This window comes from Candidatus Edwardsbacteria bacterium, assembly GCA_018821925.1.
GTDB lineage: Bacteria > Edwardsbacteria > AC1 > AC1 > EtOH8 > UBA2226.
The window spans coordinates 1-14,285 of sequence record JAHJLF010000082.1 but is presented as its reverse complement, the minus strand read 5'-3'; the positions used below and the strand labels follow the sequence as shown (position 1 = coordinate 14,285).

The window sequence follows — 14,285 nt, the reverse complement described above, 5'->3', positions numbered from 1 at the left end:
GTGCCGATCTTTCCGGCCGGATACATGGCAGTGATTTCAACTCCGCCTCCCTCCAGGAACTTGAAGAATTTTTTGGCATGCTCTTTTTCGTTCTCAGCCGTTTCAGAGAACATCCAGGCTATCTGCCCGTAGCCCTCTTTCTTGGCCACCGAGGCAAAGTAGGTGTAGCGGTTGCGGGCCTGGGATTCGCCGGCAAAGGATTTTAGCAGGTTCTTTTCGGTGCGGGTCCCTTTTAGGCTTTTCATGCTTTTCTCCTTATGATTATTCAACACAGAGAACACAAAGGGCACAAAGAATATTCTATCCTTGGGTTCTCACGATTTTATTGACAATGCTAATTTTTAGCAGACCACAGACCGTGGAGGTTACAAAATTCCTTGGCGGTCACATCCTGGGCCTGACAGAGGAATTCCGCTTCCGGGGCGTCGCCCGGCTGGAGGTATTTACGGTAGGCTCGGCCGTTGGCATACAGGGCGATCCACTCTATGTAATGCTTCTCCTCCATGGGGTGGGCCACCGAGCCGATCTTTACTTTATAGCCCCCCTCGATCTTCTCGATCACCGGCACATGTTTCTCCTTGGCGGCGTCGACCGTGTTCTCGGCATATAGCTTCATGGGCTTGCCGCAGCAGACCAGCTCGCCCTTGCCCCCGTGCAGCACTTCCACGATATTGCCGCATATTTCGCATTTGTAGATCTGATTTCTTTCGGCCATGATAGTTCTCCTTGTTTTGTTTATTTATCCGAATATTGTCAGGCATTGAATTCCAGATACTGCTGGGCGGCGATGGCCGCGGTGGCGGCGTCGCCCACCGCGCCGGAGATCTGCCGGACCAGCTTCTGGCGGATGTCGCCGCAGGCAAATATGCCCGGGACGGAAGTGACCATATTGTTATCGGTGATGATATATCCCTGCTGGTCGGTCTTGACGATATCCTTTACCAGATCGCTGTTGGGCTTGTAGCCCACGTAGATGAACACCCCCGAAGCGGGAATGATTTCCTCCTTAAGCGTCTGCTTGTTCATAATCCTGATACCGCTTACCTGCCCCGATCCCTCGATGGCCAGGATATCCCTGCTCCAAGCGAAATCTATTTTTTGGTTAGCGAAGGCGATCTTTTGGATGGAATTGGCCGCCCTTAAGGCATCGCGGCGGTGGATTACGGTCACTTTTGATGCCAGGCCGGCCAGGTAGATAGCCTCCTGCACAGCCGAATCACCGCCGCCCAGCACCGCTACCGGCTGGTTTTTAAAGAAGGCTCCGTCGCACACCGCACAGTAGGAGACCCCTTTGCCCAGCAATTCCTTTTCGCCCGGTACCCCCAGCGTTTTTGGGAAGGCGCCGGTGGCGATTATCAATGCCCGGGATTTGATCGTGCTTCCGTCGGACAGTTTTATCAGTTGAAATTTATCCTCAGCCGAGACGCTGTCGGCCTGGGCCGAAAGGATTTCGGCCCCGAATTTCCGGGCCTGCTGTTCCATCCTCTGGGCCAGCTCGTAGCCCGAGATGCCTTCGGGAAAGCCGGGATAGTTGTCTATCCGCTCGGTATTAGCCACCAGACCGCCGGGCATCATTTTTTCGATTATTACCGATCTCAAGCCGCCCCGCCCGGCATACAGCCCGGCGGTCAGCCCGGCCGGGCCGGCGCCCAAGATGGCGATGTCGTAATTTTTAATGTTTTCCATATCCTGCAATCAATTTATCGAATTAGCCGGGACCGGGGCCTCTTGAAAAACCCGGCAGCTTTGCAGACAGCGTCCGCAATTGGTGCATTTATCCTGATCGATGTAAGGGGCTTTGAGGCCGTCCTGCTTGATGGCGCCTACCGGGCAGACCCTTAGGGATGGGCAGCGGTGGTTCTGAGGGCAGTATTCGGACTTAACAATTATCATTTTATATTTACGGGACACGGATTTTCACAGATTCTGCTTTAAATTTTTGAAACCCCGTGCTTTTCCTTTCCATGGTGAATTATTCTGCCGCTTTCAATATATGGTTGATGAAAACCGGCTCGGGCTGGGCTCCCTCGAACTGGATGGTCTCGTTGATGACCACCTTGGGGACGCCCATCACCCCGTATTTCTGGGCCAGGTGCGGGAACTCCGTCGACTCCACCATGTGGGCGGTGATCATGTCGCTCTCGATGGCCGCCTGATGGGCCATCCGGACCGCGGCCGGACAGTAGGGGCAGGTGGGGGTGATGAATACCTGGATCTTGACCGGCTTGGCTATCTTCTTCAGCTTTTCCCGGGAGTCGAGGGTCAGTCCGGTGGCGCCCCGGGAGACGTCGATGATATCCTCTATCAATGATGTGAACTCAAAACCGGAGGGGACGCCGAAGAACCGTACTCCGTAATCCCGGCTGCCTATCAGGGCGATGCCGGGGATCTTGTCGATGCCGTATTGGTCGGCCAAGGATCTATCCTCCAAAAGATCGTGCTTCTCCAGGATAAGCTTGTCCGAAAGGGAGGCGATCTCGGTCAAAATCTCCTCGGTGGGCTGACAGTACAGGCACTCCAGCTTTTGGGTGAAGAATACGATCTTGACCGGGTTAACCAGTTTTCCGGAAAATTCATGGCGCAGATGATTTTGATCCTCTTCCTTCAACATTCCCATAATGTAAACCCTCCTTTATTTATCGCCGTCTCAGCGGCAGTTCACGGAGGCGCTGCACTGCGATGCGGTTCCCGTGATTATCCCCCGGACCACCTGGGCCCCGAAGGCCAACAGGGCCAGCAGGGAGAAAATTATTATGATATGGCGGGAGAATTTACGCATCAACCAAAGGCTACAGCCCGCAGGAACCGGATGAACAGCCGCAACCACCCGAGGGACATGATCCACCGATATCTCCACTAGAAAAAGAATCCGAGCCGCTGACCGAGGCGGCGAAGGTGGAGAGCATCTTCTCGGTCTTTACTCCGCACTTGGGACATTTGGGGGCCGGGGCGGAGAATGAGGTTACCAGCTCTTCGGTCTTCACTCCGCACTTGGGGCACTGATATTCGTAAATCGGCATTTTATGTGCTATTCCTTTGGTTTTTTATTGGTATTGATCCCGAAGACTTTGTAAAGCAGGCAGAAGTCTCTATTTGTTTATCGCGGCGTCCAGTCGGGCGGCAATGGCCGGTTTGGGCATGGCGCCGATAAGGGTATCAACTATCTGGCCGTTCTTGAAGATCAGCATGGTGGGAATGCTGCGGATGCCGAACTGGGAAGACTTTTGGGGGTTGGCGTCGACATCCAGCTTGGTCATCTTTATTTTTCCTTGGTAATCGTTGGCCAGTTCCTCGACTATTGGTCCGACCATCCGGCAGGGGCCGCACCAGGCCGCCCAGAAGTCCACCAGAACCGGGATGTCGGATTTCAAGACCTCCTGATCGAAGTTTCCGTCGGTCAAATGTGCTACTGGCATTTTATCTCCTTTGTGTTATCAAAATATTTTGGTTTCTGTTAATTTAGATGCCGCAATCCATCAAAGGATTCAAATATTATTTTTTGCCTTTGCTTCGGGCCAGTTTGATGGTGGCGAATAGGCGTTTTTCGGCGTCTTTGGGCAGCGGCTCCTGTTCCAGGGAGCGGTACAGGGTGACGGTCCTTTTAAGAGTGTCAAAATACATCTGGCAGTCGGGGCACTCGGCCAGATGTATCTCCAGTTTGCGGCACAGCTGCTTCCTCATATCCTTGTCCAGGTACTCGGAAAAGGCCGCCGTCATTCTGTGACAGTGGTGTTCAGGCTTTTTAGAAATTATTTTCGGCATATCAACTATCCTTTAAATAACCCGACAGGTTTTTTCTCAAGAATTCCCTGGAACGGTGAAGCTTGGATTTCATGGCCGGCAAGGTGAGCCCCAGTATTTTGGCCACCTGGCCGCCATCCAGCCCCTCGATGTCCCTCAAAACCACCACCGCCCGGTCCTTGTCAGAAAGTTTCTGCAGCTGGCGATCCAGCACCGCCCGGAATTCGCTGTTCAGCAGCGATTCCAGGGGCGAGGCGGCCTTGTCCGGCAGCTCTTCGATTACATTAAGCGACAGGTGGCTGGAGTCACGGCCGCGGCGTTTGCTCCGGCGCAGTTTCATCAGGCTGAAATTGGTGGCCAGGCGGAACAGGTAGGTTGAGAGCTTGGATCCTCCCCGGAAGCGATGCAGGCTCTGATACAGGGCGATGAAAGTCTCCTGCAGAACGTCCTCGGCCTCACTTGGGCTGCCCAGCAACCTCAAGGCCACCGAATATACCCGTGACTGGTGGAGCTTCACCAGCTGATCGAAAGAACGTGAATCTCCGTCCCTCGCCTGCTGTAATAAAATATCTTCGTCGATTTGCTGCTTCATGTATTTAGATGTCGAGCATTGTTAAAGGATTCAAAATAAATGAAAAAATTATCTTGACAAGGTAAAATAGTAGAGCTATCATATCTACAGCGATTGGTAATATAGTAAATACTGTTTTTGGGCCACTGGAAACGGTCCGAAAGCTTTTTAATAGTAATTGATAGATAGATAAATGTCAATAGCGGGTGAATACAAATCCGCTAGCGCGGCAAATGCAGTTAAGGAGTCAGAATATGTTCACCGGAAAAGAGGAGCATAAGGTTAGCTTTAAGAAAGCGCAGGCTCTGATCAAGGCTTATCAAAAAAATAAGGCCAAGAAAGAGGTGAAAGCGCTTTATTACGGCAAAGATGCCATCAGTAAAATATTGAGACAAAGGGGTTGCATCGGCCTGCGCATATATTATGCGAAAAAAACCACCGGGGCCAATACCCTGGTAATAACCGGGGTGGATAAAAAAGGCAATGATATCGTCAAAGGGCCTTTGGCCGAGTTTGGATTTCCCTGTCCGCCATATTGTCCACCGGATAAAAGCATAATAATTGAACCCCCGGAGTTTTAAATATGCCTATTATTGATTACGTTTTGGGTGGCGGTTATTATCTGTCGCTGCTGTTTCCGATCGCAGGCGGAGTGTTCTTTTTAAAAAAAATGCCCAAAGCGACAAAAATATTTTTTTTACTGATGATTATCGCCTTTATAGTGGAAACGATTGCTTTATCGATGGCCCTGAGGAAAACAAATAACTATTTGGTGTATCAAATCTATTTTTTTATTGAAACGGTATTAATCGCAACAATTTTTTACCGGTGGAACGAGAGATCTCTTATTAAAGCGATAATTGCGGCGGGGTGCACTCTGATGGCGATAGTTTGGATCTACGTCAATGTTATCGTCCCTTCCAAGGATGGGTTTGCGAATATGCCCCTGATGATAGAGAGCATTGTTTTTATGCTGGCGGCAAGCCATTTTATGATAAATATGTTCATCTGGGGAAAAACTTCCATATTCGATGATCATCGCTTTTGGATCTGCCTGGGCCTGCTTCTCAATTTCTCCGGGAACATACTGATATATTCCAACCTTAATTTTGTTTTTACCCAGGCCGCGACGTTGTGGAGGATCAACTGGGTCATCAGCTTTTTAGTCAATGTGATTTACGCCATTGGCTTCATAAGCCTCAAATGGACCGATAGGGCGGCACCGAGGTTGACTGGAAATGGGAAAGAAGCGGCCTGGGAGACGATAGATTGAACAATTATTCGATGTTATTATGAACAATGTAAACTTATATTGGTTGATTTTAACCGGAAGCGGAACAGTGTTGCTCTTGTTGGGAGCGGTAATAGGGGCTATTTCCCTTGGCAATAAAAAAATCGTCAATCTTTCGGCCGAACACCAAGAGCAATTGGAAAAAAGCGAGGCTCGTTTCCAGCGGCTGATAGAGAACAGCCCGGTGCCCATTGCCGTGACAAACCTGCAGGGATTTCTGTACGCCAATCCGGCCTTTGCTAAAATGTTGGGTGTGGGAAAGCCGGATCAACTGCTGGGGCAGAGCATAGGCGACTTCATGCACCCGGATTACCGGCAGATAGAATTGAACCGGATCGAAAGGGTGGTCAACAACCGGATAAAAGCCGGCCTTCTGGAACAGAAGATAATCCGAAGCGACGGGATCGAAATAGATGTGAAAACCCTGAGCGCACCCATCGTATTTGCCGGACAGCCGGCGGCCCAGGTCACTTTCCAGGATATCACCACCAGCAAGCATATCCAGCATCTTCTGGAGAAAAACCAGCGGGATCTGGAGACCGAGATAAGAGAGAGCACTAAGGAACTTTCCCTCTCAAATCAGAACTTAAAGCACGAGATCAGCCAAAGGGTGCTGATCGAGGAGATCCTCAGCACCAGCGAGAAACATTTCCGTTCGTTGATAGAGAGTAGCCTGGATCTTATAGTCATAATGGATGCCGGGGGAAAGGTGCGTTATGCCAACCCGACGGTTCAGACCATGACCGGGTTCGGGGAAAAGGATGTTATCGGGGCCAGCATCTTCGATTTTATCCATCCCGACGACGCCGGGGATGTCCGGGCTGTCCTGGAAAAAGTGATATCGAGGGTGGGGGAAGTGCAGGGGATTGATTTCCGCACCAGGCATAAGGACGGCGGCTACCGGACCGTCGAAGTCCTGGCCCGAAACATGCTGGATCTGCCGGCGGTGAACGGCGTCATGGTCACCATCAAGGATGTGACCGAGAGGAGGAAAGCCCAGAAGCAGATAGAATACTTAAGCTTTTACGACCGGCTTACCGGGCTGCATAACCGGGCATTTTTCGAGGAGGAAATTTTAAGGATAGACACCAACCGCCATCTGCCCATTACCCTGATCGTGGCCGACATCAACGGTCTCAAGCTGGTCAATGACGCCTTCGGGCATGTCGAGGGCGACGAACTGCTGAACCGGATGGCCCAGGTCCTGAAGCTGTGCTGCCGGCGCGAGGATATCATCGCCCGGTGGGGCGGCGACGAGTTCGCCCTGTTGCTGTTGAACTCTCCGGGCTACAAGGCCGACGAACTTTGCCAGAGGATAAGCCAACTGTGCCTGGAAAAGGTCAAGGGCCCGGTTCCCTTGAGCCTGGCCATGGGCCATGCCACCAAGCAAAAGATGGAACAGAACATCAAGGACATCCTAAAGGAAGCCGAAGAAAACATGTACCGCAGCAAGATGATGGCCAGTAAAAAAATCCGGACCGATATCATGTCTCATCTGCTGGGATTGTATTACCAAAAAGGACAGCGGACCAGAGAGCAGTTAAAGATACTGCAAGGCCTGGCCCAGGACATGGCATCAGCCCGGGGGCTGAACCAGTCGGAAACCTTAAAATTGCAGCAGGTGCTGGAATACTGCGACATCGGCAATATAGCCATAGAGCAAAAGCTGTTTAAAAAGAAGGATCGGCTGACATCCGAGGAATGGAAGATGATGTACCGGCATCCGGAGATAGGTTATCACATCGTCCAGAACACGCCGGAGACTGCCGACCTGGCCGAGCCCATCCTGGCCCATCATGAATGGTGGGACGGCAGCGGATACCCCAGAAATCTTAGGGGCGAGGATATTCCTCTATATGCCCGAATAGTTTCCATACTTAACACCTACGACGCCCTGACCCAAAAGAGACCCTATCGGAAGGCGGTCAGGCCGGAGCAGGCCATCAAGGAGATCAAAAGGTGCGCCGGCACCCAGTTCGATCCGTTCCTGGTTGAGGTGATGGAGGAAATAACTGTCCGGCAGGATCTGTTGTGAGCAACTAAAAAACAAACGGAATAAAGAATTACATCTGCCTGGTTGACATGATAATAATTTGGTGGTAAAGTAAAGGAACTGCAATAGCTGATGCTTGTTTTTTAAAACCTTTATGCAATGCCTGTATAGCGGTTTTGAAAAAATATTGAGTGAGGTGAAAAATGAAAAGCTTGGGGGCAAAGCCCCGCGGAATGCCATGGCGTTTGGTCATGGTGTTTTTTATTTTGGCTGCGGCCGTCTGCCTGCCGCCGGCTTCCGCCGAGACAATCCGGGTGGGGATCTACCAGAATCCGCCCAAGGTCTTCTGGAACGGGGGCGGGAACCCGCAGGGCATATTCGTAGATATAATGAACCAGATCGCCCGGAATGAGGGCTGGGCGGTGGAGTATGTGCCCGGCACCTGGAACGAGAACCTGGACCTCCTGGAGAAGGGCGGGTTGGACCTGTTGGTCGATGTCACCTATTCCGAGGAACGGGCCCAGAGGATCTCCTTCAACAAGGTATCGGTGATCGATTCCTGGCTTCAGGCCTTCGTCATCAAACCTACCCGGCTGGAAAGCGCCAAGGACCTTGATGGAAAAAGGATAGCCGTGCTTAAGGGGGCGGTCCAGGAGGAATATCTGCCTCAGGAGATCAAAGGGCTGTTAAATATCGATTTCACGGTGCAGTCCTATCCCGATTACGCCGGCACCGCGGAGGCCCTGCGAAAGGGCCAGGCCGACGTCATCATCGCCAGCCGGTTCTTTTATTTTTCCGATCTGCGGGGCACGGATATCCTGCCCACCGCAGTAATGTTCCGTCCCTCGCTGGTTTATTTTGCCTTTCCCCTTGGCCGGAGCGATGGGATCATCAACCGCATCGACCGCAATCTTACCAGCATGAAGAACGATCCCGGTTCGGTGTACTATCGCTCACTGAACCGCTGGCTGGAGGTGCGTCCCAGGACGGTTATCCCGGGTTACATCAAATGGCTGCTGTTCATTGTCCTGCTTTTGTTGTTGATCGTTAGCGGGTTCTCTTATTTCTTGAAAAAGCAGGTGTACTTGAAAACCGCCAAGCTGGGACAGGCCAATGAGGAACTGGAGGCCGTAAACCAAAAACTGCAGTCCGTTGACGAAGAATTGAAACAGCAATTGGCGCAATTGCAGGTCAGCCAGAGCGAACTGCTGGCAACAGAAGAGAAATATCGCAGCCTTTTTGAAAGCACCGGCACGGCCATGGTGATCATCGAAGAGGATACCACTATATCCTTAGCCAACGCCGAGATGGAAAAACTGTCGGGGTATTCACGGGGAGAGATCGAGGGAAAGATGAAGTGGACAGAATTCGTAAGCAAGCCCGATCTGGAGCGGATGAAGGAATACCACCGCCAGCGGCGGCAGGATCCCAATGCCGCGCCCCGCAGATACGAGTTCCGCTTTATAGACCGGATAGGGATGATAAAGGATATATTCCTAAGCGTTGACATAATACCCGGCACCGGAAAAAGCGTGGCCTCGCTGGTTGATATCACCAAACGGAAGGCCGCCGAACTGCAAGTGAAGGCTTCTCTGCGGGAAAAGGAGCTGTTGCTGCGGGAGATATACCATCGGGTGAAAAATAACCTGCAGGTGGTATCCAGCCTGTTAAGCCTCCAGTCGGGTTATGTCAAGGATCCCAGTGACAAGGAGATCTTTTTAGAGAGCCAGAACCGGATCCGCTCCATGTCTCTGGTGCACGAGAACCTTTATAAATCGTCGAATCTGGCCAGGATAGACTTCGGCCATTATGCCCGGAACCTGATAAGCGACCTGATCAGGTCATACGGCATCCTCAGCGATCAGATAGTGCTGACCCTGGATATAAACGACATAGAATTGGGAGTGGATGTGGCCATCCCTTGCGGTTTGATGATAAACGAGATGGTGTCCAACAGCCTTAAACATGCTTTTAAAAAACCTCCAGCTGGGGGCAATAAATGGGAGATCACCGTTCGGCTTAAATTGGAGGGAGATGTCCTTTACCGCCTGGAGGTGGCCGACAACGGAACCGGGTTTGCCGATAAACCCGCCCCGTTATCCGATCCGGCTACTTTGGGACTGCAGTTGATTACCATATTAGCGGAGCAGCTTGACGGCAAGGTAACCATGCAACAAAAGAACGGCACCAGGTATGTGGTTGAATTCAGAAAGGTTGCATAGATAAGACAGCCACCGGAAAGGGCCTGAAGCCACAGGCCCTTTATTTATTTATCATTTGCAAAATAACCCGATAAATGGTATCATTACTGTTTCGATAAACCCTTGCCATGGACAACAAAAAGCAAACCGGACAGGATTAACATGAGTGCCTTCGCTGAAGCTATGGCACTTGAAGAAACCAGGATAAAAGCGTAAGCGAATTTTCCGGATTCAGCGTTTTTATAACTGTATACGAAGTCTTGATCATCCTGTAAATCCTGTCAAATAGCATCAGTCTTCTGCATAAAACCCAATTTCTTTTTACTAAATAACAAAAATAGAGAGCACATGCTCAAGATGGATCATAAGCTGTCCCAAAAGTGCGCCGATACCCTGAGAATGCTGGCGGTGGATGCGGTGGAAAAGGCCAATTCCGGGCATCCCGGACTGCCCATGGGGGCGGCCGATTTCAGCTTTGCCTTGTGGCTCAATTTTCTGTCCTTCAATCCCCGGGATCCCCAATGGCCCAACCGGGACCGCTTCATTCTTTCACCTGGGCACGGTTCCATGCTTTTGTACGGCCTGCTGCATCTTTTCGGATACGATCTGCCGCTGGATGAACTGAAAAGGTTCCGCCAGCTGGACAGCAAGACCCCGGGCCACCCGGAATATGGCCATACTTCGGGGGTGGAGATAAGCACCGGTCCGCTGGGCCAGGGCTTTGCCAGCGGGGTGGGCATGGCCATAGCCGCCAGGGTGGCCGCCCAGAGATTCAATGATGAAAAGTTCAAGGTCATAGATCACCACATCTACGCCCTGGTCTCCGATGGGGACCTGATGGAGGGCCTTTCCTCGGAAGCGGCATCCATCGCCGGACATCTTAAGCTGGGAAACTTGATCTGCCTTTATGACGACAACGGCATCACCATCGACGGCCAGACCAACCTGTCCTTCTCCGAGGATATCAAGGCCAAATTCAAAGCCCTCGGCTGGGGAGTCCAGATCATAGACGGGCATGACCAGGCCCAGGCAGTCAAGGCCATAAAATCGGCCATCCGAGATGCCGCCCGGCCCTCGCTGATCATGGCCCGGACCCATATCGGCCAGGGCAGCCCCAACAAGCACGACAGCTCGGCGGCCCACGGCTCGCCGCTGGGGGCCCAGGAAGCGCTGGCCACCAGGAAAAACCTGGGCTGGCCGGAGGAGACCTTTTACGTGCCGTCAGATGTCCGTCAGGCCTGCGATGCCAGGGTAAAAAAACTGAAAAGAAAACACACCAAATGGCAGAAGGAGTTCAAAGCCTGGCGAGCCAGAAATCCCCAGGGGGCCGAACTGTGGGACAGCATGTGGTCCCGGCGCCTGCCGGAGGATATTGAAGAACAGCTGCTGGGATCTTTATCGGCCGAAGCCGCCGCCACCAGGAGCCATTCCGGGAGGGTCATCCAGAAGGTGGCCGAGCTGGTGCCGGCCTTGATCGGGGGATCGGCCGACCTGGGGCCCTCCACCAACACCGAGATCAAGGGTTCTGCGGCGGTCAGCGCAGAGAATTTTGCCGGCAGGAATTTCCATTTCGGTATCCGGGAACACGCCATGGCGGCGGTGATGAACGGGCTGGCGCTCTATGGCTGTTTTGTGCCCATGGGCTCGACCTTTCTGGTATTCTCCGATTATTGCCGACCTGCTATCCGCCTGGCGGCCCTGATGAAGCAACAGGCTATTTATGTCTTCACCCATGATTCCATCTTCGTGGGCGAGGATGGGCCCACCCATCAGCCCATTGAGCAGGTTTCGGCCTTAAGGTTGATCCCCAACCTAAAAGTGATCCGCCCGGCCGACGGCCCGGAAACGGCCCTGGCCTGGGCAGCGGCCCTTAAAAATACCGGCGGGCCCACCGCCCTGATCCTGACCCGGCAGAAGCTGCCGGTCCTGCCGCACCAAAGCATCGATGCCGAAAAATTTCGCCGGGGCGGGTATGTACTTAAAACATTGGGGCAAACGCCGGAGATCTGCATAATGGCCTCGGGGTCCGAGGTCTGGCTGGCCCTGTCCGCCGCCGAAGCCCTGCAAAAAGAGGGGCTGGCCGCCGCCGTGGTGTCCATGCCCTGCCTGGAAGATTTCTTAAAGCAGCCGGAGGATTACCGGGATTCGGTGGTTCCCCCCAAGGCGTTAAAAGCAGCCATCGAGGCCGGGAGGGGAGCATTGTGGCAGGGTCTGCTGGGCCGGGACGGGCTGTTCATCGGCCTGGAGGATTTCGGGACCTCAGCTCCGGAATCGGCCCTGGCCGAAAAATACGGTCTTACCCCGGATCAGGTGACAAAAAGGATAGCAGATCATCTCAATCGGCTGGGAAAATAAGGCAGTCAGCCATTTTTTACAGCCGTAATTATTGACAAAACCAGGTTTAATGATTATATTTATTCGGTCCCAAAATTATCAGGGAAAGCTAGCCGGGCCGATTTTCTTCCAAAGCATTGTAAGGAGCCGGTTTAGTGGAGCTTAAGAAAAACAGCAGTCTGTACAGGAAATTGAAGGCCAGGCTTAAGGAGCTGATCACTCAGGGCAGTTATCACAAGCAGTTGTCCGACGAGAATTTTGACAAATATGTCCGGGCCATGGCCGATTTTGACAACTATCGCAAGAGGGTGGCCAAGGAATACCTGGAGAAGGAGGCCGAGGCCAACCGGAACCTGATAGCCAAATTGCTGCCGGTGCTGGATAATCTGGACCGGGCCATAGAGGTTTCCCGCAACGGGGCCGAGAACGATGAAGCCTTGAAATCGTTCCATCAGGGGATCCAGCTGATAGACCAGCAGATACACAATGTCCTTGAGAACGAAGGCTTGAAGCCTTTCAGCAGCAAGGGAGAGGAGTTCGATCCCGCCAGGCATGATGCGGTGCTGTCCGTCGAGACCGCCGAACATGAGCCGAACAAGGTGCTGGACGAGGTGGAGAAGGGGTTTGTCTTCAAAGGCAAGGTGCTAAGGCATGCCCGGGTGACGGTGTCCAAGCGTCCGGGCGGGGAGCCGGAGGAGCCGGCCGAAGAATATCCGGAAGAATCGGCGGAAAATGAGAGCCAGGAACCCACGGAATAGAATTTTTAGAATCAATTGAAAATCAGGAGAGAATAAATGGGCAAAGTAATCGGGATCGATCTGGGGACCACAAATTCCTGCGTAGCGGTAATGGAGGGCGGGAGCCCCACGGTAATTCCCAACCAGGACGGCCTGAGGACCACACCCTCGACGGTGGGGTTCCTTAAATCGGGCGAGGAAGTGGTGGGCCAGGCGGCCAAGCGCCAGGCCATCACCAACCCCGAGAATACGGTATATTCGGTCAAGCGTTTCATGGGTCGGCGCCACGGCGAAGTTTCATCGGAGATGAAGCTGGTGCCCTATAAGGTCATCGAGGGGCCCCACGGCGATGCCCGGGTGCAGGTCAATGACAGCGTCTTTTCGCCGCCGGAGATAGCCGCCAAGATATTGCGCTATCTCAAGGAGGCGGCCGAGGCCTATCTGGGCGAAAAGGTCACCCAGGCGGTGATCACCGTTCCGGCTTATTTCAACGATGCCCAGCGCCAGGCCACCAAGGATGCCGGGCAGGTGGCCGGGCTGGAAGTGCTGCGGATCATCAACGAACCCACCGCGGCCGCGCTGGCCTACGGGTTGGACAAGGGCAAATCTCACAAGATCGTAGTCTTCGATCTGGGCGGCGGGACCTTCGATGTCTCCATCCTGGAGCTGGGCGAGGGCGTATTCGAGGTGCGTTCCACCAACGGCGACACCCACTTGGGCGGCGATGATTTCGACCAGAAGATCATCGACTGGCTGGCCGAGGAATTCCAGAAATCCAACGGCATCGACCTGCGCAAGGACAAGATGGCCCTGCAGCGTTTGAAGGAAGCCGCCGAAAAGGCCAAGTGTGAACTGTCCGCCACCATGCAGACCAACATCAACCTGCCGTTCATCACCGCCGACGCCGCCGGGGCCAAGCACCTGGACCTGACGCTGACCCGGGCCAAGATGGAACAATTAGTGGATGACCTGGTACAGAGGACCATCGGCCCCTGCCGCCGGGCTCTGGATGACGCCGGCCTCAAGCTTACCGAGATCGACGAAGTGGTGATGGTGGGCGGTATGACCCGGATGCCCAAGGTCCAAGAGATGGTCAAACAGTTCTTCGGCAAGGAGCCGCACCGCGGAGTCAATCCCGACGAAGTGGTGGCCATCGGCGCCGCCATCCAGGCCGGGGTGCTGGTGGGCGAGGTCAAGGACGTTCTGTTGCTGGACGTGACCCCGCTGTCGCTGGGCATCGAGACCCTGGGCGGGGTAATGACCCGGCTGATCGAGCGCAATACCACCATCCCCACCCGCAAGAGCCAGGTGTTCTCCACCGCCGCCGACAACCAGCCGGCGGTCTCCATCCACGTGATGCAGGGCGAGCGGGAGATGGCGGGGGACAACCGGACGCTGGCCAGGTTCGACCTGGTGG

Annotated in this window: 17 protein-coding genes; 7 read left to right on the top strand and 10 right to left on the bottom strand. The window is 53.5% G+C overall.

Translation table 11 applies throughout. The features are described 5' to 3' along the window. The 9 genes from KJ869_10705 to KJ869_10665 form a co-directional block, all read right to left on the bottom strand. A partial coding sequence (locus KJ869_10705; GenBank protein ID MBU1577657.1) for a rubrerythrin family protein occupies nucleotides 1–245 on the bottom strand: 245 nt, incomplete at its 3' end. A gap of 89 nt (nucleotides 246–334) precedes the next feature. After that, nucleotides 335–715, bottom strand: a complete 381-nt coding sequence (locus KJ869_10700; protein MBU1577656.1) for a desulfoferrodoxin — start codon at nucleotides 713–715, stop codon at nucleotides 335–337. Between the two features lie 38 nt (nucleotides 716–753). Continuing rightward, complete coding sequence (gene trxB, locus KJ869_10695) at nucleotides 754–1,686, bottom strand: thioredoxin-disulfide reductase (GenBank protein MBU1577655.1); 933 nt, start codon at nucleotides 1,684–1,686, stop codon at nucleotides 754–756. A gap of 9 nt (nucleotides 1,687–1,695) precedes the next feature. Beyond that, nucleotides 1,696–1,893: a 4Fe-4S binding protein gene (locus tag KJ869_10690; protein ID MBU1577654.1), complete on the bottom strand. Its 198-nt coding sequence runs from the start codon at nucleotides 1,891–1,893 to the stop codon at nucleotides 1,696–1,698. A 79-nt stretch (nucleotides 1,894–1,972) separates the two neighbouring features. Further along, nucleotides 1,973–2,617: a thioredoxin family protein gene (locus KJ869_10685; GenBank protein MBU1577653.1), complete on the bottom strand. Its 645-nt coding sequence runs from the start codon at nucleotides 2,615–2,617 to the stop codon at nucleotides 1,973–1,975. A 172-nt stretch (nucleotides 2,618–2,789) separates the two neighbouring features. Next, nucleotides 2,790–3,020 (bottom strand): zinc ribbon domain-containing protein, encoded by a 231-nt coding sequence (locus tag KJ869_10680; protein ID MBU1577652.1) that lies wholly within the window; start codon nucleotides 3,018–3,020, stop codon nucleotides 2,790–2,792. A gap of 69 nt (nucleotides 3,021–3,089) precedes the next feature. Further along, the gene (gene trxA / locus KJ869_10675) at nucleotides 3,090–3,416 is read right to left on the bottom strand and encodes a thioredoxin (GenBank protein ID MBU1577651.1); all 327 of its coding nucleotides are present in this window, start codon (nucleotides 3,414–3,416) and stop codon (nucleotides 3,090–3,092) included. Between the two features lie 76 nt (nucleotides 3,417–3,492). Further along, the gene (locus KJ869_10670; protein ID MBU1577650.1) at nucleotides 3,493–3,762 is read right to left on the bottom strand and encodes a zf-HC2 domain-containing protein; all 270 of its coding nucleotides are present in this window, start codon (nucleotides 3,760–3,762) and stop codon (nucleotides 3,493–3,495) included. Between the two features lies 1 nt (nucleotide 3,763). Further along, a complete protein-coding gene (locus KJ869_10665) occupies nucleotides 3,764–4,333 on the bottom strand; it encodes a sigma-70 family RNA polymerase sigma factor (GenBank protein MBU1577649.1) in 570 nt (189 codons plus the stop codon). Between the two features lie 233 nt (nucleotides 4,334–4,566). Here KJ869_10665 and KJ869_10660 point away from each other — a divergent pair, with 233 nt between their 5' ends. The 3 genes from KJ869_10660 (at nucleotide 4,567) to KJ869_10650 (ending at nucleotide 7,638) form a co-directional block, all read left to right on the top strand. Then, nucleotides 4,567–4,893: a hypothetical protein gene (locus KJ869_10660; protein ID MBU1577648.1), complete on the top strand. Its 327-nt coding sequence runs from the start codon at nucleotides 4,567–4,569 to the stop codon at nucleotides 4,891–4,893. Nucleotides 4,894–5,192: 299 nt separating this feature from the next. Continuing rightward, nucleotides 5,193–5,585, top strand: coding sequence for a hypothetical protein (locus KJ869_10655; GenBank protein ID MBU1577647.1), 393 nt, complete (start codon nucleotides 5,193–5,195; stop codon nucleotides 5,583–5,585). Nucleotides 5,586–5,652: 67 nt separating this feature from the next. Further along, complete coding sequence (locus tag KJ869_10650) at nucleotides 5,653–7,638, top strand: PAS domain S-box protein (protein MBU1577646.1); 1,986 nt, start codon at nucleotides 5,653–5,655, stop codon at nucleotides 7,636–7,638. A gap of 28 nt (nucleotides 7,639–7,666) precedes the next feature. Here the strand turns inward: KJ869_10650 and KJ869_10645 are convergent, their stop codons facing one another. Next, nucleotides 7,667–7,849, bottom strand: a complete 183-nt coding sequence (locus tag KJ869_10645) for a hypothetical protein (GenBank protein MBU1577645.1) — start codon at nucleotides 7,847–7,849, stop codon at nucleotides 7,667–7,669. Between KJ869_10645 and KJ869_10640 the strand changes: the two genes are divergently transcribed. From KJ869_10640 to dnaK, 4 genes are all read left to right on the top strand, one after another. Then, nucleotides 7,848–9,818 carry a transporter substrate-binding domain-containing protein gene (locus KJ869_10640; GenBank protein MBU1577644.1) on the top strand — a complete coding sequence of 657 codons (1,971 nt, stop codon included), beginning with the start codon at nucleotides 7,848–7,850 and terminating at the stop codon, nucleotides 9,816–9,818. The two genes, KJ869_10645 and KJ869_10640, sit on opposite strands and share 2 nt — an antisense overlap. Nucleotides 9,819–10,145: 327 nt before the next feature. Then, nucleotides 10,146–12,152 carry a transketolase gene (gene tkt, locus KJ869_10635; protein ID MBU1577643.1) on the top strand — a complete coding sequence of 669 codons (2,007 nt, stop codon included), beginning with the start codon at nucleotides 10,146–10,148 and terminating at the stop codon, nucleotides 12,150–12,152. Between the two features lie 134 nt (nucleotides 12,153–12,286). Further along, the gene (locus KJ869_10630) at nucleotides 12,287–12,889 is read left to right on the top strand and encodes a nucleotide exchange factor GrpE (protein ID MBU1577642.1); all 603 of its coding nucleotides are present in this window, start codon (nucleotides 12,287–12,289) and stop codon (nucleotides 12,887–12,889) included. 36 nt (nucleotides 12,890–12,925) lie between these two features. After that, on the top strand, nucleotides 12,926–14,285 hold a 1,360-nt coding region (gene dnaK / locus KJ869_10625), incomplete at its 3' end, for a molecular chaperone DnaK (GenBank protein MBU1577641.1).